The organism is Streptosporangium sp. NPDC002607 (assembly GCF_053592655.1).
On the sequence record NZ_JBSFWD010000055.1, the window covers coordinates 1 to 17,250 of the forward strand.

Consider the following 17,250-nt stretch of genomic DNA (forward strand, 5'->3'; position numbering starts at 1 on the left):
CGGCCACGTCGCCTGGATCGGCGACGATCAGCAGGACCTGGACGACCACCTCTCCCGCTGGTTCGGCAAGCCCGCCAACTGATTTCGCCTGAGCAACCGAAAAGGCCCGTGAGAAGGATCGGAACGGCCAGTAGCGTCTGTTTGACGCGCGGCTTGAGATGAGGAGGAGTTCCCTTCCGGACGCTCCCGTCCCAGAGGTGCTTGAGCAGGGCGTATCCGGTGGCCGGGAATGACCGGATGTGGCCGCGTTGATCGGTTGACCTATCACTTGGTTCAGATCATCGTCAAAGGCACTTCGGCGGGCGAAGAGGGGTGGTCATGGCGGCTGGGGATGCGCTGCTCAAGATCTACGGCGACCGCGTTTACAGGCATGTGGCGATGGTTCGTCATCAGGGCACCACGGTGGCGTTCGCGATGGACGCGGCGCGGCGGATTGTCTACAACGTCCTGGATCTGGCCAAGCAGGATGCGGCCAAGGGCGAGCTGGACACGGCGTACTGGGCCGACAACCCGGCCGAGCTGCCGTTCCCGCGGGAGATCACCGAGGTCGGCTACGGGATCGCCGGCGCCACGGCGATGCCGACGGTCAAGCGGGGAGGCCGGATCGAAGCGGGGCCGGCCGAGCAGCTGGAGGCCGACGAGATCGACACGTTCCTGTCCACGACCGCGCGGCTCACGGCGGCGGTCCCGTTCCAGGTGATCTCGGACGGCACGTACGTGATGATCCTGCGACAGTCGATCGGCGACGGCCACGCGGACGCGGTGTTCAAGCTGACCGGCGGCGGCTGCTCGTCCGACACGGCCAGGAAGGACTATGTGCTCAGCGGCGGCAAGCAGGTGCCGCTGGTACGCGACACGCTGCTGTGCGACCGGTTCCTGCTGGTGGACGGCAAGCTCAAGCCGGTGCTCGAAGTGCGCTACCGGCGCAGCCGCCACGCCACCCGGCCGGAGTCGGCCAAGGACACTTTGGGCACCGAGGACATGGAAGGGCGGCCGTTCTACGAGCCGACGCGGGAGCTGTCCTTCGTCCGGAACCTGAAGGAGGGCCGGTTCACGGCGGTGCAGGTGCCGACCGCGACGAACGAGATGTGGCGGTGGCAGCTGTTCGCGCACAACGACGCCACCGGACGCGTCGACTCCTTCAACGTCGAACGCGGCGCGGACGGCTGGTTCAACACCCAGGGCACGCGGTTCTACACCAGCCCCGACCCCAAGTACCGCGACGCGGTCTTCGAGCGCAGCCCTGGAACGTGCCCGTTCACCAACCGCGAGCTGGTGCCGGTCGCGGGCGCGGCGGGCCACGCGGAGGCCGCGCTGCTCCTGGACGGCAAGGCCGCACACGTGGACCTGGGCAACCCGGCCGTGCTGAAGTTCGGCGGCGGGCCGTACACGATCGAGGCGTGGATCAAGCCGTCGGCCTTCGACGGGATCGTCCTGGCCAAGGGCGCGGCCTGCCAGCTGGGGACGCGCCAGGACGGCACGGTGTTCCTCTCGCACGACAGCGCGCCCTTCTCGGTGGCCTCCTCCGACCCCATCACGCTGAACGAGTACACCCACGTGGCCGGGGTCTACGACGGCTCCGACGCGATCGTGTACGTCAACGGCAGGGCGAGCGGCACCGTACGATTGCCGTTCCGTGCCAACCAGACCGCGTCGGTCCTGATCGGCGCGACGAACTCCACGGGACAGCCGGGCAGGTTCTTCCGCGGCGAGATCGACGAGGTGCGCGTCTGGGACCGCGCGCGTACGGCGGAGGAGCTGAAGCGGGACCTGGACCACCGCCTCATCGGCAACGAGCCGGGCCTGGTGGCCTACTACCGCCTCGACGAGGGCAGCGGCACCACCGCCTACGACCAGGGCGACAACGCCCTGCACGGCACGCTGCGCGGCGGCCCGCAGTGGGTGGGGTCGCAGGCGCCCGTGGGCGACCACCCGGGAGTGCGCCGCGACAGCTTCACCATCACGGGCAGGAGCGTGACCTCCGGGCTGGCCTCTGTGCTCTACCACCAGCAGCAGGCCTCCACCACCGGGTACGGCGTGGCCGCCAAGCCGGTCAAACAGCAGGCGCGGGTGCTGCTGGCCTTTGCCACCAAGGCGGCCGGCGACAAGGACGCGCAGGTGGCGAGCGTGGATTTCGGCGTGGGCCGGGACGGGCGGCTGGCCCAGGTGGCCGACGTCCTGGACCTGCCGGTGCTGCAGCGGCCCGCGCAAAGCCAGAACCTGGACGCGATCAGCGTGCTGGAGCAGCGGGTCACGGCGCTGGACGCCGAGGTCCTCAGCCTGCCCAGGGACATCGACGCGCTCAAGGCGGAGGCCGGGAAGGTGCCCGCCCTGCAGGCCGCCTACGACGTCAAGGTCGATGAGGTCGACGCCCTGCAGAGGGCGTACGACGGCTTGAAGGACAGGCTGACGGCATGGCGGTATCGCCTGCAGTTCAAGGAGAACCTGGACACCCGGAACCTGTACTACATCGCGGTCCGGGGCAACAGCGTCGACGACGGGGCCGACCTCAGCAAACTGGTCGATGCCAGCGCGCGTTCCGGCCTGTGGCAGTTCATCCCGGTGGGCGAGGACTACGGCGGCAAGCCCTGCTACTACATCAAGAACGTCCTGACCGGCTACGAGATGAACGTGTCCGGCGGATCCACCTCCGACATGGGAAAGCTCATCCAGTTCCACCGGCAGGAGACCCACGCGTGGAACGGCCAGTTCTACCTGCTGGAGGCCGGCGAGTACGTCAGGATTGTCAACCGCAACAGCAGGCTCCCGGTGACCTCCGCGGGCACCACCTCCACCATCATCCAGGCCGGCGTGGGCATGAACATGGACTTCGGCCTGGTGAAGATGATCCGCATGAGCATGGTCTCCGGTATCGACGAGCGGCTGAAGGACCGCAAGATCGAACGCGATCAGGCCAAGGCCGTCCTGGACGTGGCGCTCAAGGCGCAGGCCAGGATCGACGAGCTGCGGCGCAGGCTGGCCAGCAAGCAGGCCGAGCTGGACGCGGCCCGCATCCAGCTCGCTGCGATGACCGGCGCCACCAAGGGCGATACCGACCTGACCGTGAACATGCCGCTGCTCGACCTGGACCGCACCGGTCTGAGCTGCTACGGCGCCCTGCTGGCCTTCGCCCGCTGCAGTGACGCGCCCGCCCTGCTGGACAGCGCCACCGGCAACGTGGTGCTGTACTACCGCGGCGTCAACGACCAGTTCTTCGCCGCCTATCTGGACACCCAGGTCAGCCCGTCGGTTCAGGACTTGGTCGGCGGCGGCGGCGCGGTCCTGTTCACGGCAAAGGACGCGGCCATCGACCTGGGCTCGTTCACGATCACGGTGAGCGACGGCGACGCGCCGGGCCGGTGCGACCTGACCATCTCCGCCGGCCGGGACACCGAGACCTGGAAGTCGCTGCCACGCGACACCGCGCGCATGGCGGCCATCCTGGCCGGAGCCCCGGGCGAGCCCGTCAAGCTCGGCACGGTCTCCAGGATCCTCCGCGACCGGGTGGAGCTGGGCGAGCCGCTGGCGGCCGCCGTGCCGGAGTTGAGCCACATCATGATCGGCACCTCGACCGGTTTCCGCGCCGGCTCCGCCCACGCCCTGGGGGAGAAGAGTCTCACCCTGACCCCTGTCGGCGGGCCGATCCCCCCCGGCGGGCAGATCTTCCTCCTCGCCTACGACTACGAGCAGGCCACCTGCTCCCGGCCGGGGGCGTCGCTGTCGTCGGGTTCGCGCCTGGTCAGCCTCACACCCGGCAACGTCGCCGCCCTGGTGAACGGCAAGGCCAAACGCCTGGTCGCCGGGCACGGCTGCCGCTGGCGGGGCGAGATGCCCGGCCGCGCGTACGCCTTCGACGGCCGCGAGCAGCACCTGCGCCTGTCCGCAGGCCAACTGGAGCGCGTCACGACGACCGGCGACCTGACCATGGAGGCCTGGGTCCACGCCTCGCCCATGGCCGGCAGGGCCAGGATCCTGAACGCCAACACCGGCGCGTCGCAGTACATGCTGGCGCTCGCGGAGGCGCCGCGGGACACCGCGCAGGTGTTCGACGGCATCGACGACTTCGTCGACCTGGCCGACAACATCGAGCTGGCCGGGCGGGACTTCACGATCGAGATGTGGGTACGGCGCACCACCTCCCGGGGGACCACCGAGCCGCTGCTGATCCACGGCGAGATGGCCGGAGGGCAGAACCGGACACTGCACCTGCAGATCTTCGGCGACAACTCGTTCGGCTTCAGCTTCTACGGCGATGATCTCAACACCGCCCCGAGCTCCCTGGACCTGAACTGGCACCACTGGGCCGCCGTGTACGAGCACGCCACCCGCACCCAGATCCTCTACCGCGACGGAGTCGAGGTCGGCCGCCGCGTCTCCAACGCCGGCTACTTCGGCAAAGGCCCGCTGCGCCTGGGCGTCAAGCCCTTCGCCGGCCAGTTCCTGTCCGGCGAGATCGACGAGGTACGCGTCTTCGGCCGCGCCCGGACCGCGGACGAGATCACCATCGAGCGCAACCAGCGGCTGTCCGGCCGCGAGCCCGGTCTGCTGGGCTACTGGACCTTCCCCGGCGCGTCGGCCGCACAATCCCCGATCAAGGGCTACCGGATGGTGGCCGGGGTCGGCGGCCGCTTCCTCCGCAGCCGCGACGTGTTCCCCTGCGGTGAGTGGGCGCACATGGCCGCCGGCTTCGAGCAGTCGTGGGGGGTCCAGGTCAACGGCGGTGCGCACCTGGAGGTGGCCAAGGACGAGGCGCTGGACCTGCCGGAAGACCTGACCATCGAGGTGTTCCTGAAGGTCGACCGGCTGGGCCAGCGCATGGGGCTGATCTCCAAGGGCGAGCCGGACATGGGGGCCGGCGTGCCGTACCACTTGTGTTTACGGCAGGACGGCAAGCTGGAGTTCACCTTCGAGGAGCCCGACGGCAAGGTCGTGCGCTACGCCTCCAACCGCGCCATCAGCCCGAACGCCTTCCACCGGGTGGCCGTGGTCCGCCAGGGACGCCAGATCGCGGTCTCCTCCGTCGCGCAGCCCCCGGCGGACAGCCAGCCCTGGCAGGACATCCGCTTCTACATCGACGGCCAGCCGGCCGGCTTCGAGCGGTACACCGGCCCCGGCGCCCAGGGCAACTCCAGCGGCCTGACGCTCGGGCTGGCCCGTGACGCGGGCAAGGCCTATGCGCTGGCCGGCGTGCTGGGCGAGGTGCGGCTGTGGCGCGTGGCCCGCAAGGAGGCCCAGATCGGACTGCCCGTCACCGGACACGACAAGGGGCTGCTGGCACGCTGGGCGTTCGAGGAGAACACCGGCAACGTCACCTTCGACGACGGCGGCTCCTACCCGGCTCGCCTGCGCGGCGCCCGCTGGACCCGCGATCCCGACCCGAACGCCAGCAAGCTCCGCCTGTACCGCAACGGCGAGCTGCTCACCTGCGACCCCACCACGGACGCCGGCGTGGGCGACTACGGCGATCAGCAGCTCACCCTCGCCGCCCGGCTGTCCTCTGGGGCGGTGAGCGAGCCGTTCGGCGGCAAGCTGGAGGAGGTGCGCATCTGGCGTACGGTACGCACCCCCGAACAGATCCTGGACAGCCTCTTCACCCGGCTCCAGGGCGACAAGCAGGACCTCATCGCCTATTGGCCCTTCGACCGCGACTCCACCACCGACACCGCCAAGCAGGTACGCGACGAGGGCCTGCGCGGCAACTCCCTGGACTTCCCCGCGGCCCGTCCCACCCCGCTGCTGTCCAACGCGCCCATCTCCACCGACACCGCCCAGGTGCGCTCGGCGCTGGCCGCCATCCGCACCCCCTTCCACGACACGATCGGCTCGGCCCCGGCCGTGGGCGAGTACGCGGACATGCAGCGCACGGCCAAGAACGTGGCGTTCGGCGTGCTCAAACGCTGTTACGGCTACGTGCGCGACGGGCGCTGGCACCTGGTCACCGGCTACAAGGTCGGCAGCCTCGTGTCCGAGTGGGTGGGCCAGGTCCAGTTCGACCCGCAGCTCATCGGCTACATCGAGAGCGCACCTCCGGTGCCGTCGGAGAACCTGACCGGTGCCGACTCCTTCGCCGGCGCCTCCAGCGTCGAGTTCAACGAGGCCAACCAGGTCGTCTACAGCCTGTCGGCCAACCGCAACAGCAGCGTCGACTTCGCCTTCAGCTTCACCCTCGGCAACGACACCGACCAGAGCGTGCTGTCGATCACCGCGCCGGGAGGCATCGGAGTCGCCGAACCCCTCGTGAAGATCAAGGCCGAGTTGCTCATCACGGCGGGCCTGGAGTACTCCAACGCCTGGTCGAGCGAGACCAAGCTCTCCCAGGGCCTGAACACCACCCGCGCGGCCAAACTGCGGCTCTCCGGCCACCTGGAGGATTCCACCAAGCTGCTCAACCCCGCCATCGGCCGCCGCTACGTGCCCGCCAACATGGGCTTCGCGCTCGTGCAGTCGGAGACGGCCGATGTCTTCGCGCTGCGCCTGGCCCACAGCGGCGCCCTGGTCGCCTACCGCATGCTGGCCAACCCCGACATCCCCAAGGACTGGAACATCATCTCGTTCCCGGTCAATCCCCGCTACACCAAGCAGGGCACCCTGGATGGCGCGGTCGGCTTCAACGACCGTGGCAAGGTCTGCGATCCCGACTACCCCACCGCCATCGACTACGGCCAGTACAGCTTCTTCAAACCCCGCGAAGCGTACGCCCTCAAACGCCGCATCATGCGCGAACAGGAGCGGCTGCGCGCCTTCTACGAGAACGCCTCCACCGAAACCCACCACGCCGACCCCACGGGCAAGCAGGCCCGCAAGATCCTTCGCGCCATGGGCATTACCGAGCCTCCCGCCAAGCCTGACCGGGACGCCACCTCCAGCGCCGTGCCCGAGGGATTCTCCCACCGCGACCTGGTCAACACCTATGTCTGGACCGCCCAGGGCGGCTTCTTCGCCGAGACCACCCAGGCCACCGATGCCGTCACGGAGACCCATTCCGGCTCCTACACCTTCAAGAGCACGCTGAGCGGCTCCGTCGAGTTCGGCTTCAAGGTCAAGTCGACGGGCCTGACCGGTAAGTTCGACGCCTCGCTCGGCGGCAGCACCTCGGTGACCCGAGCCAAGTCCAAGGAGGCCAGCCGCGGGTTCGGCCTGACCGTCGACTGCGCACCCTCGGGCGACCTGCAGCGCTACGACAACGGCAAACCCGTCTTCACCCCTCAAGGCAAGCCCGTGCTCGTGCCGGGAAAGGTGGACGCCTACCGCTTCCTCACCTTCTACCTCGGCGAGAGCAGCGCCAACTTCGACGACTTCTACCACAAGGTCGTCGACCCGATCTGGCTGTCGAACAGCAACGAGGCCAACGCCGCCGCGCTGCGCCAGGCACGCCAGTCCGTCGCCAAACCGCCCTGCTGGCGGGTCATGCACCGCGTCACCTACATCAGCAGGGTGCTCCCGCCCGTGCCGCCGCCCGGCGCGCCGCCGCTTGAGCGGGCGATGCGGGCGGAGAACATCGACAGCAACTACGAACTGATCCAGCGCCTGGATCCCTACGTCCGCACCTCCGCGACCCGCGCGTCGGACCTGGCCGTCGCCACCCGCGCGGCGCTCGCCGCGCGCCTGCCCGAACTGCTGCCCCACGCCGATGACGTCATCACCTACCTGGCCCAGTACTACGGGCTGGATATCTGATCCCACACAATCCGCCGCCCCCGCTGGTCCGGGGGCGGCACACCAGAGGGGCCGGCAGGCCACCTCGCCAGCCGAACCGGTCACTGAGCGAGGAGAAAGGGGGTCCCCGTAGTACTCGCCGAAAATCGGGCGGATATGGCGCTGACCAGCGATGATCCGACCGGGCAGGCGGCATGATCACCGGGTGGTCATGCGGTCTGCGAGTTCGTCGGCGCTGGGTGTCCAGGTACCGCGCTGGGCCTCGATGCCGTCGAGTCGGCGCTGGGTCCTTCTTTGCTGGGCTTGAGGTAGCGCTGGAGGGTGCGGCGGTCTTCGTGGCCGGAGAGGTTCATCAGGTCGGCTTCGGTGGCGCCGTCCTCGCCGGCGTGGGTGAGTCGGGAGTGGCGCAGGTCGTGCAGATTCCAGCCGTCGGTGGCGGCGCCGAGGTGGCGTTCGGCGGTGCGGTAGGTCATGCGTCGGCGGCGGCTGGCCGGGTCGACGTCACGTACGGGCGCGGTGCCGTCGTCAGGGGCGATGCGCGCGGACAGGAAGATCGGCCCGCGGGTGCGGCGGCCGAGGAGCTGGCCGAGCATTCGGGCGGTGCGGATGTCGTAGAGCAGCTCGTCGGCTTTGCCGCCTTTGCGGATGGTGCGTGCGCGGCGGTTGGCGCGGTCGAGGTCTTCGACGTTCAGGCGCAGGACTTCCTCGGCGCGGGCGGCGGTGGAGTAGAGCATCGCCCACAGCGTCCGGTCTTCCAGCGGGCGGCGTTTCCGGGAAAGGTGCACGGCCCGCACGGGTGTTCCCGCAGGAGCCGATCCCGCCGTTGTCAGATAATACGCCATTATCTGACAAGCTTGGCGGATCGGCGAAGACGAGGACGACCGGGGCACGGACCTGCGGCTCCGTCGCCATTGCGATCGGCATGCTCACCGGCGCAGTTGTCGTCGGCGTCAACGGACAGCTGTGGCTGGCAGCGCTCCTCACCGGCCCCAGCCTCATCGCGCTGGCGAAGATCTTTGTTCTCCGCCGGTCGGATGCCACCGACATGAAGCAACTCCAAGCTCAGCGCGACGCTGTGACCGCGCCACCGCTGGTCTGAACCGTCGGTTAGGCGTCCTGTCCGACCTCGGCGAGGCCGCGCGGGTGACTGACCTCGCCGAGGCGGCGTCTGGTTTGGCATCGCGGTCGGAGGCGCGCCGATGCGGCCCCTAAGTAGCAGGCGCCGAGAAACAACGCTTAGCCGTGCTGACCCCACCTCGACATCGAGGGTGTGCCCGACCCGGAGCACGTTCCCTGGATCGACCCCGACCCATCCGGCCTGGCGAACGGCCCGGTGTCAGCGGCTTCACCGATCAGAAATCCTCCGCCACGTCGTCAGTTCTGTTAGTTTTCGCACCGGTGGAAGGATTGATGACCATGACCGACACCAGACCGCTGGGCGCCGACGAGGCCACGTTCCTCGCGGCGGTCCGCTCAGGCGACACGGCGCGGTTCGCACTCATCACGGAGCGCCACCGGCGTGAGCTGCAGGTGCACTGCTACCGGATGCTCGCGAACTACGAGGACGCCCAGGACCTGACGCAGGAGACGTTCCTGCGAGCGTGGAACAAGCGGGGGTCGTTCAAGGGCCACGCGGCCCTGCGGACCTGGCTGTACCGGATCGCGACGAACGCCTGCCTCGACTTCCTGGACAAGCGCAACGACCGCACACCCGTACCGTCCGAGCTGCCGGACCCCGGCTCCGAGGTGCTGTACCTGCAGCCCTACCCCGACCGGATGCTCCCCGAGGACCCGCAGGAATCGGTGGTGGCGCGGGAGACGATCGAGCTGGCGTTCATCGTCGCCGTCCAATACCTGCCGCCGCGGCAGCGGGCGGTGCTCATCCTGCGCGACGTCCTCGGCTGGCCGGCGTCGAAGGCCGCCGACGCCCTCGAGCTGACCGTCGCGTCGGTGACCAGCGCACTGCAGCGGGCGCGCGTGACGATGCGCGAGCAGCTGCCCGACCGCCGCCTCGATTGGCGGAGCCCCGCCACCCACGAGCTGTCGAATGACGAGCGGGGCGTGGTGAAGTCGTATATGGACGCCCATGAGCGCAACGACCTGGACGGGCTGATGGCCCTGCTGCGCGACGACCTGCGCTTCGCGATGCTGCCCGAACCGGGAACCTCGGTCATCACGGCCAAGGACGCGGTGGACGGCTGGGTCTCCGGTGGGCTCTTCCAGCGCGGCCACGACGACTGGCGCTGTATCACCACGACGGTCAACCGCATGCCTGCCGCCGCGCTGTACCTCCGCACCCCCGACGACCCGGAGTACCGGCTGTTTACCATCGCGGTCCTGCACATCGTCGACGGGAAGATCGCCGAGCTCACCGGATTCGACGCCACCGACAAACCATGGCTGGGCCTGCCCCCGACACTGTCATCAGACAAAAGCCCCATCGTCGACGAGTCCAGCGCACGGGCCGCCGTCACCGAAGTCACCGCGAAATGAGCACCCCGACCAGCTGAACACCAACGCGGCAACGCGAACACCACCGCCCCGCCGGCGTTGCCGGCGGGGCATCTTCATGCCCGAAGAACATCGTCACGATCAACGACGCCGTCGCCCTCATCTCCAGCACGTCGGTCAACAGCTCACTCGGAACGCAAGGAAGGGCCCGGGGAAGGTTCCCTCATAGCCGAGGGTCACGGTGAGCACGCCAGGAAGGATTTCGACCTGGCCTCACGAGCCGAGCATCTGGCCCGTGCTCATCGCCTCGTCTCGTATCGGGTCAGCACCACGCCGCCGGGAAACGTCCGCGTCTCCACCAGGTTCAGGTTCACCCAGCTGTCCAGGGCCGTGAAGAACGGCGTGCCGCCGCCCAGCAAGGCCGGTGCGGTGACCAGCACGTACTCGTCGATCAGCCCGGCCCGCATGGCCGCTGCGGCGAGCGTGGCGCCGCAGATGTCCATCGGGCCGCCGTCCTCGGCCTTGAGCCGGGTGATCTCGGTGACCGCGTCGCCGGTGACCAGGCGGGTGTTCCAGTCGACCGTGCTGGTCGTCGAGGAGAACACCACCTTCGGCATGTCCCGCCAGCGGCGGGCGTACTCGATCTCCGCCGGTGTGGCGCCGGGCTGCTGGTCGGCGGTCGGCCAGTGGGAGCTCATCGTCTCCCACAGTTTGCGCCCGTACAGCGCCAGGCCGGTCGCCCCCACCCGGTCGGACCACCACTGGAACAGCTCGTCGCTCGGTACGCTCCAGCCGAGGTCGTCGCCGGGCGCGGCGATGTAGCCGTCCAGGCTCAGGTTCATGCCGAAGATCAGTTTCCGCATCGTGCCAGCCTCCTGTGAGTCGATCTCACACGTACAGACGGGCACGGCGCGGAAACCTAATCGGTGCGCGATCTGCGTCCGCAGGTAGTCCCCGCGTTCCGGACTCGGCACGGCGTACTCGGCTGGGCTCGAGCACTACCCACCGGATCTCGACTTCACCCTCGTAGGGGTGTGACCCAGATACGCTCCAAACCCGCCACGAGATGATCTTGGGCTAGGCCGTCGCGACGTCGTGCCGCGTAGGTCAGAGAACCGCAGGACAGCCCGGGCAGGAGAACAGGAACTCGCGCGGCACGAACCCGGCGGTGCCGGCGCGCTCGGGTGCGCCGCGCCACCGCCATCCGGCTTCCGTGTCAATTCTGTCCGTGTTGCTGCGTGGGACGTCGGGGCCCCGGACAACTGCCCGGCTTCCGCTCAGCGCTTCCGCTCACTCAGGACGCAGAACTCGTTGCCCTCCGGGTCGAGGAGGGTCACCCAGTGCTGCTCGTCCTGCACGGTGTCGGCGCGCCGGGCACCGAGGGAGAGCAGCCGGGCGACCTCGGCCTCCTGGTCGTCGGGGCGGAAGTCGGGGTGGAGCCGGTTCTTCGACGTCTTGCCCTCGGGGACAGGCACGAAGAGCAGCCCCGGCATCTGGTCCGGCTCAGGCCGGATCTCGATGATTTCCTCGGATTCGTCGACCACTACCCAGCCGAGAGCCTTGGCCCACCAGCGCCCGAGAGCGACGGGGTCGGCGGAGTCGACGATGATCTGTTCCCATTCCAGTGCCATGGGCCTGAGCATAGACAGGACCGGCGGCCCACCCGTCCCTCCGTCGAGGGGCGGGCCGCCCCGGCGGCCCTGGCTCATCATCTCCCGGCAGTGACAGGAGAGCGAACACGGCCTCGGAGTCCTGGCTCAGACACCAGCCGCAAGGTAGCGGTGGATCACGCCTCTGCGGTCGCGGTGGCCTGCTCGTCGTGTTCGCGCAGCATCCGCATGACGGTAGCCGGTGACGGGTGCTGGCCCTTCTTCTTGCCGCTGGTGATGACGAGCTTCGCGGCTATGTCGCGCAGGCTCAGACCTTGATCCCGGTAGTGCAGGGCCATGGCGAGCATGTCCGGGTCGGCGACGGTGGCGCCGCCGATGGTCTTGCCGCGTTTGCGGGCGGACTCGTGGCCTTCGAGGGTGCGGTCGCGGATGTACTCGCGTTCCATGCCGGACAGCGCGGCGAGCACGGTGAACACGACCCCGGAGGGATCGTGCTGGCCCTGGAGCTCTCCGGTGAGGAACTCCAGCCCGACCTCGGACGCTTTGAGTTCTTCGGCGAGCGTGGCGAGGTCGATGCCGCGGCCGAGGCGCTTGTGCTCGTGGACGACGAGGGTGACCGCGGCGCCGGAGGCGCGCAGTTCCCGCGCGAGCGTGACGGCCCTGTCCAGCTCGGGCCGCTTCGTGACCCGGGCGGAGATCTTTTCCGAGAAGACCCGGGTCACCCCGGCCTCGGCGAGGGGAGTCGAGCTGGGCGTCGAGGGACTGCCGGGCGGTGGAGGCGCGGGCGTAGCCGAGGCGGACGTGCCCAGTCGGCTCGGCGCCGGCGGCACGCGGCCGCGGCAGCTTCACCCAGGCCGTGCCGGGCTTGCGTACGGGCGGGGTGGGCACGTTGAGCGTCTTGGCGAGCTGAGGCACCAGGCGGAAGCGGGCGGTGTGGTACTGCACGGCGACCTTGCCCTTGCCGGTCCGGCACAGCGAGCCAGCCGGGGCGGCGCAGGACGACATCGGGCAGGTGTGGGGGTGTGAGGAACATCAGAACCGGATCGTGCGCTTGTACGCTCCGTGACGAGCTATCGCAGCTAACTGCTGAGTATCTGCGGCTTCTGGTCTCGCACTTCCCGTGGAGCATGGACAGGAGACTTCCCCAGGGTGGCGGACTCCGTCTGGTCCGACAGGTCCAGACCGTCCGCGCCCAAAGAGCGCAGGAACTCCAGCTTGGCGACCTCGGCCTTCACCGCGGCCGGGGACGCCTCCACCGGGCCGGTGGCCAGCCACCGCAGACGGGTCATGCGGATCTCCGGATCGGTGATCAGCAGCCCGTCCAGCGCGGCGCACCGTGCCTCGGTGAACTCGTGCGCCAGCCGGTCGAACGTCTCCCGCTGCGCCTCGGCGCGGGCGTGGGCGACCCGCTCGACCACGGTCACCAGTCCCGGACGGATCACGCGTGCCGAGATCAGGTACTCGCACCCGAGCCGGAACAGCAGGGTCGGCGAGTCGTGTTCCATCGCCCTGGCGAGCAGGAACTCGTCTAGTTCCTTGAGCTCCAGCGTGGTCGGCAGCCGCCACCCCAGATACTTCGCCACCAGCCGCAAATGCTCGGTCCGCGTCTTCGCCTGCCGCCCGTACGAGCGCAGCCCGGCCGGGTCGACGCCGAGCTGCTCGGCCAGCCTGGCCACCGCCACCGGCGGGGCCGAAAGCACCTTGTCCGGCACGAACCCCAGCCACGGCAACGTGCATAACGCCACGGCCAGGCCGAGCCGGTCCGCCGGACCACGGCCCCGACCGGGATCGACGAACGCGACATCCGCCGGAGTCAGGGTGAAGAACCTCGCTAGCTCGTCCCTGCCAATCTGCCGGGAACCCCCGCAAGCGCTCCAGCTCCTCGTCCGCGAACACCTGCGTCGCCAAGAACGACCTCCCGCCAGACCCACAGATTCCCAGCTCAGAAGCCTACCCAGCCATATCCGCCCGATTTTCGGCGAGTACTACGGGGACCCCAAGTCGCTGCGGTCACCTCATTGTTCTTTGACCCCCGGGGCAGGCGTCGTGAGTATGGCGGCGAGTTCGGCTCGGCTGGTGGTGCCAAGTCTCGCGTTCACCCTATACAGGTGATTTTCGACGGTACGTATTGAGATAACCAGACGGTCAGCGATGTCCCGGTTAGACATCCCCTGTGCGGCCAAAGTGGCGATCTCGCGTTCGCGGTCCGTGAGTGGCAACGGCCGGATGGCGGCGATCGTCGCGAGAGTGCGGACACCCTCGCAGCGTTCGGTCAGCCGATGGACGCGAGCGACGGCGCTCTGGGCAGCGCCGCGCCGATCCACACGGGTGTATGCGGTCGCCGCCTGCGCGGCCGCGTCGGCGGCGGCCAGCAGGTCTCCCATCTGCTCCAGCTCCACAGACGCAGCTCGCAGTGCGTCGCCGTTGTCGGCGGCTAGCGCGGCGGCGTGCGTGGCCGCGGCCCGGGCCCGAGGCCCGTCCACCCGCGTGGCCAGAGCGGCGAGCCGTTCGACGACGGACCGGTCGCCGAAGCAGGCCGCGGTGTGCAGTGCCTGCACCTCGTGGGCAAACTGCCCGGCCGCGACCGCAACCGAAGCCGCCTGTTGCGCAAACGCGATCGCATCGCTTGAAACGCCTTGTGCGGCAGCCATCCACGCCTGGGCCAACAGCATGTCAGGCCGGAGAAACAGCAGTGTGGGATGCTCGTTGGCGCGTAGTTTCGCTAACACCTCCTCACCGGCGACCAGGTCACCGGTGAGGACCAGCGCACGGCTCAAGGGAATCAGGCAGACATACTCGAAGCCGCCGGCGTGATCGAACCGCTCGAGGCCTGCGTGGGCCTCGAGCAGCCAATGGAGGGCGCTGACCGGCCGGCCCTGCGCGAGGATGGCGTCTCCCATCAGCACGCTGCTGATCACGGTGGGAAGGTCGAAGCCCACTGCCGATTCCCGGCACTCGCGTGCGACGTCGGCGGCCTCCTGTAGATATCCCGCCAAGCGGAGCCCGGTAATCTGCAGACCGATCAGCGGGAAGCGTAAGTAGGCGAGTTCCGTCGAGCGACTCGCCGCCGCGAGGCCACGTGCGACCGCCGGACCGATTTCGTCGGCGCGGCCCACTGTGGCCAGACCGGCGACGTATCCGCAGCTGGCAAGGGCTATCGACCCGTCCGGCAGTCCCGGTGACGCCAACGCCGTGGTCGCGGACTCGATCGCCCGCACCGGCCGTGCGAGCTGTCCCTCGAACATCGATCGCTGCGCCATCAGCTGCATCCGGCCGTCGTTGTCCGCAACCCGCGACTCAGCCGCCTCGAGAAGCATTTCCGCATCCTTCGGCCTCAGCTGCATCCACGCCAGGTCTATCACGTGCATCATCGTGGCCCTGACCACTTCCGCATCCGTGCTGGCCATCGCGAGGAGCGCGGCCATCTCCGCATTCGCGGAGCCGGTCAAACCGGTGACCGCGGCCACCACGATCGCTTGGGCTTCGAACCCGCCGCCGGCTGCCTGCGCCGCACGTCCGAGTCGTACGGCCAAAGGAAGGTCGCACAGCTGGGCAGCGCGCCCGGCCGCCTCGGTGAGCAGGCGCCAGTCCGGTTTGAGGTCTGAATCCACCGCGAGGACGGCACGCCGCAGTGTGTCATCGACCCGGCGTGCCCCGGTTTCCGCCAGCGCTTGGCTGATTCGACCACGGAGCCGGCGCGCCCGCAGTAACCCCATGCCTGCCCGCCGTACCTCCCCGTAGAGAGGGTGGGTCAGTCGCGCCTGGAGTCGACGGCCGGTCTGCTCGACGGAGATCAGGCCCGCCGCCTCAGCCTGCTCGACGGCCATTGGATCGGTAAGCCGGGTAAGCAGGCGGACACCCAGCGACTCTTCGAGGGCGAGCAGGTCCACCACCGCACCCATGGACTCCGACAAATCTCCCATCCGGATCGCCACCAGGTCGACCAATCCTGGCGACACCGGTGACTCTCTGGACCACCGCCACACGCCTCTGATTCGGTGCAGCCGACGAGCCTCGATCTCCCCGTCGACGAGCTGCCGTAGGTACAGCGCGTTGCCCTGGGTGATCGCCCAGATCCGGCTGACACTGACGCCTTCCACCAGTCCACCAAGGATCGCCTCCAGCAGCGCACCGGTCTGCGGCTGCGGAAACGGCTGCACCTCAAGCCGGTCGAGATATCCGTCTTTCCACAGACCGGTCACCGCAGCAGGTGCGGTCTCGCCGGTGCGCACGGTGGCCACCACGGTCGCCATGTCGTGTACGACGAGCTGATGCACCAGCAGCGCCGAGACCTCATCGAGCAGGTGGGCGTCGTCAATCCCGAGCACGACTTCGGCTCGACCGGCACCGGCAACAAGTGCCCGGCTCGCCTCCCCCAGCAAAGACGCCGGATCGCCGCTCATCGGGCCCAGCAACGCCGCGAACGCCCCCAACGGGAGGCTGCGTCCCGACCCTGACCCAACGACCCAGCGGGTGACGGCACCGCGTTCACCGGCCAGCGCGACCGCCTGCCGAGCCAGCCAGGTCTTACCCACCCCGGCCGCTCCCGCGAGCACCACACCGCGCAGACCGCCGGCTCCCCGCGTCGCTTCGTCCAGGAACCGCAACTCCTCCAGCCGCCCCACGAATGGCCAACTCGGCTTCATACGGTCAACATTAGGAAACTGCATCATCGCCGGAAAGTGTGATTCGGTTACATCATCCCCAGGCCATAACCATCTGGTGCTCCAGGTGCTGTAGAGAGACTGACATGACGATCGAGACGGCTGACTATCCGTGGCCTGGGCTTGGTTGAGCGGTGTCGTTCGAGGTTCTTTCGGGTTTGGTGTGGAGGACTTCGCGGGCCTGTTCGGCGGCGCGGGTGATGCTTTCGCTGATGAAGTCGAGGAAGCGGGCGATGTTCTCCAGGCGGGTGGCGGCGGGGGTGTGGGGGCCGAGGATGGCGACGCCTTGGCGTGCGGTTTCGACGAGCTGGTCGTTGGATCGGGCGCTGGCGATCGTCGCCTGGTAGAAGAGTTCGTCGTCGACGACGTAGCGGTCGCGGCGGCGTTCGCCGCGTTCTCGGCGGACGAGGCTCTGGCTCTCCAGGAAGGCGATCGCTTTGGAGATGGACGCCGGGCTGACCTGGAGGCGCTGGGCGAGTTGGGACGCGGTAAGGCTGCCCGCGTCGGTGGTGAACAGGCAGGTCAGCACCCGGGCCGTCATCTTGGTCAGGCCCGAAGCCATGAGGACGGTGGTGAACGTCTCCTCGTACTCGGCCACGGCCTCGGCGTCGCGTCCGTGCGGCTGGGGGACCGACTCCGGCCCTCGGGAGGAGGCGGGCCTGCGCCGGTGGGCGCGGCGTTCGGTGGCGCGGTGGGCCAGGTCGGCGCGGTAGGCGGTGGGGCCGCCGTTGCGCATCACCTCACGCGTGATCGTCGAGGTCGGACGGTCGAGGCGTCGGGCGATCTCGGCGTAGGGGAGGCTGTCGGCCAGCCCTAGCGCGATCTGCTGGCGTTCCTGCTGGGTGAGCCTGCCTCCCGGCATCGCGATC

10 protein-coding genes and 1 pseudogene are annotated in these 17,250 nt (G+C 68.9%); 3 read left to right on the forward strand and 8 right to left on the reverse strand.

Annotation, left to right across the window (positions count from 1 at the left end; translation table 11 throughout):
* The first annotated feature begins 318 nt into the window (after positions 1-318).
* A complete protein-coding gene (locus ACWD3H_RS39050; protein ID WP_451958590.1) occupies positions 319-7,677 on the forward strand; it encodes a LamG-like jellyroll fold domain-containing protein in 7,359 nt (2,452 codons plus the stop codon).
* A 188-nt stretch (positions 7,678-7,865) separates the two neighbouring features.
* Here the strand turns inward: ACWD3H_RS39050 and ACWD3H_RS39055 are convergent, their stop codons facing one another.
* Positions 7,866-8,450 carry a tyrosine-type recombinase/integrase gene (locus ACWD3H_RS39055; protein WP_451958591.1) on the reverse strand — a complete coding sequence of 195 codons (585 nt, stop codon included), beginning with the start codon at positions 8,448-8,450 and terminating at the stop codon, positions 7,866-7,868.
* A 2-nt stretch (positions 8,451-8,452) separates the two neighbouring features.
* On the opposite strand from ACWD3H_RS39055, the gene ACWD3H_RS39060 reads away from it, so the two are divergent.
* Positions 8,453-8,755, forward strand: coding sequence for a hypothetical protein (locus tag ACWD3H_RS39060; protein ID WP_451958592.1), 303 nt, complete (start codon positions 8,453-8,455; stop codon positions 8,753-8,755).
* 317 nt (positions 8,756-9,072) lie between these two features.
* On the forward strand, positions 9,073-10,149 hold the full coding sequence (locus ACWD3H_RS39065) for an RNA polymerase subunit sigma-70 (protein WP_451958593.1): 1,077 nt from the start codon (positions 9,073-9,075) through the stop codon (positions 10,147-10,149).
* A gap of 257 nt (positions 10,150-10,406) precedes the next feature.
* Here the strand turns inward: ACWD3H_RS39065 and ACWD3H_RS39070 are convergent, their stop codons facing one another.
* The 7 genes and pseudogenes from ACWD3H_RS39070 to ACWD3H_RS39100 form a co-directional block, all read right to left on the reverse strand.
* The gene (locus tag ACWD3H_RS39070; protein WP_350742258.1) at positions 10,407-10,970 is read right to left on the reverse strand and encodes a dihydrofolate reductase family protein; all 564 of its coding nucleotides are present in this window, start codon (positions 10,968-10,970) and stop codon (positions 10,407-10,409) included.
* Positions 10,971-11,384: 414 nt separating this feature from the next.
* Positions 11,385-11,738: a VOC family protein gene (locus tag ACWD3H_RS39075; protein ID WP_358861623.1), complete on the reverse strand. Its 354-nt coding sequence runs from the start codon at positions 11,736-11,738 to the stop codon at positions 11,385-11,387.
* A gap of 155 nt (positions 11,739-11,893) precedes the next feature.
* Positions 11,894-12,439, reverse strand: a complete 546-nt coding sequence (locus tag ACWD3H_RS39080) for a recombinase family protein (RefSeq protein WP_451958594.1) — start codon at positions 12,437-12,439, stop codon at positions 11,894-11,896.
* A 169-nt stretch (positions 12,440-12,608) separates the two neighbouring features.
* Positions 12,609-12,722: pseudogene (locus ACWD3H_RS39085) on the reverse strand (zinc finger domain-containing protein); the annotation flags it as partial.
* A 74-nt stretch (positions 12,723-12,796) separates the two neighbouring features.
* Positions 12,797-13,648 (reverse strand): DUF4158 domain-containing protein, encoded by an 852-nt coding sequence (locus ACWD3H_RS39090; RefSeq protein WP_451958595.1) that lies wholly within the window; start codon positions 13,646-13,648, stop codon positions 12,797-12,799.
* An 84-nt stretch (positions 13,649-13,732) separates the two neighbouring features.
* Positions 13,733-16,363 carry a LuxR C-terminal-related transcriptional regulator gene (locus ACWD3H_RS39095; RefSeq protein ID WP_451958596.1) on the reverse strand — a complete coding sequence of 877 codons (2,631 nt, stop codon included), beginning with the start codon at positions 16,361-16,363 and terminating at the stop codon, positions 13,733-13,735.
* A gap of 124 nt (positions 16,364-16,487) precedes the next feature.
* Entirely contained in the window at positions 16,488-17,243 is a 756-nt protein-coding gene (locus ACWD3H_RS39100) for a helix-turn-helix domain-containing protein (protein WP_451958597.1), read from the reverse strand.
* Between the last annotated feature and the right edge of the window lie 7 nt (positions 17,244-17,250).

Bases quoted from the DNA above. Each gene is read 5' to 3' on its own strand.
- ACWD3H_RS39050 (WP_451958590.1), top strand. From the start codon at position 319: ATGGCGGCTGGGGATGCGCTGCTCAAGATCTACGGCGACCGCGTTTAC.
- ACWD3H_RS39100 (WP_451958597.1), bottom strand. From the start codon at position 17,243: ATGCCGGGAGGCAGGCTCACCCAGCAGGAACGCCAGCAGATCGCGCTA.
- ACWD3H_RS39095 (WP_451958596.1), bottom strand. From the start codon at position 16,363: ATGAAGCCGAGTTGGCCATTCGTGGGGCGGCTGGAGGAGTTGCGGTTC.
- ACWD3H_RS39070 (WP_350742258.1), bottom strand. From the start codon at position 10,970: ATGCGGAAACTGATCTTCGGCATGAACCTGAGCCTGGACGGCTACATC.
- ACWD3H_RS39075 (WP_358861623.1), bottom strand. From the start codon at position 11,738: ATGGCACTGGAATGGGAACAGATCATCGTCGACTCCGCCGACCCCGTC.
- ACWD3H_RS39065 (WP_451958593.1), top strand. From the start codon at position 9,073: ATGACCGACACCAGACCGCTGGGCGCCGACGAGGCCACGTTCCTCGCG.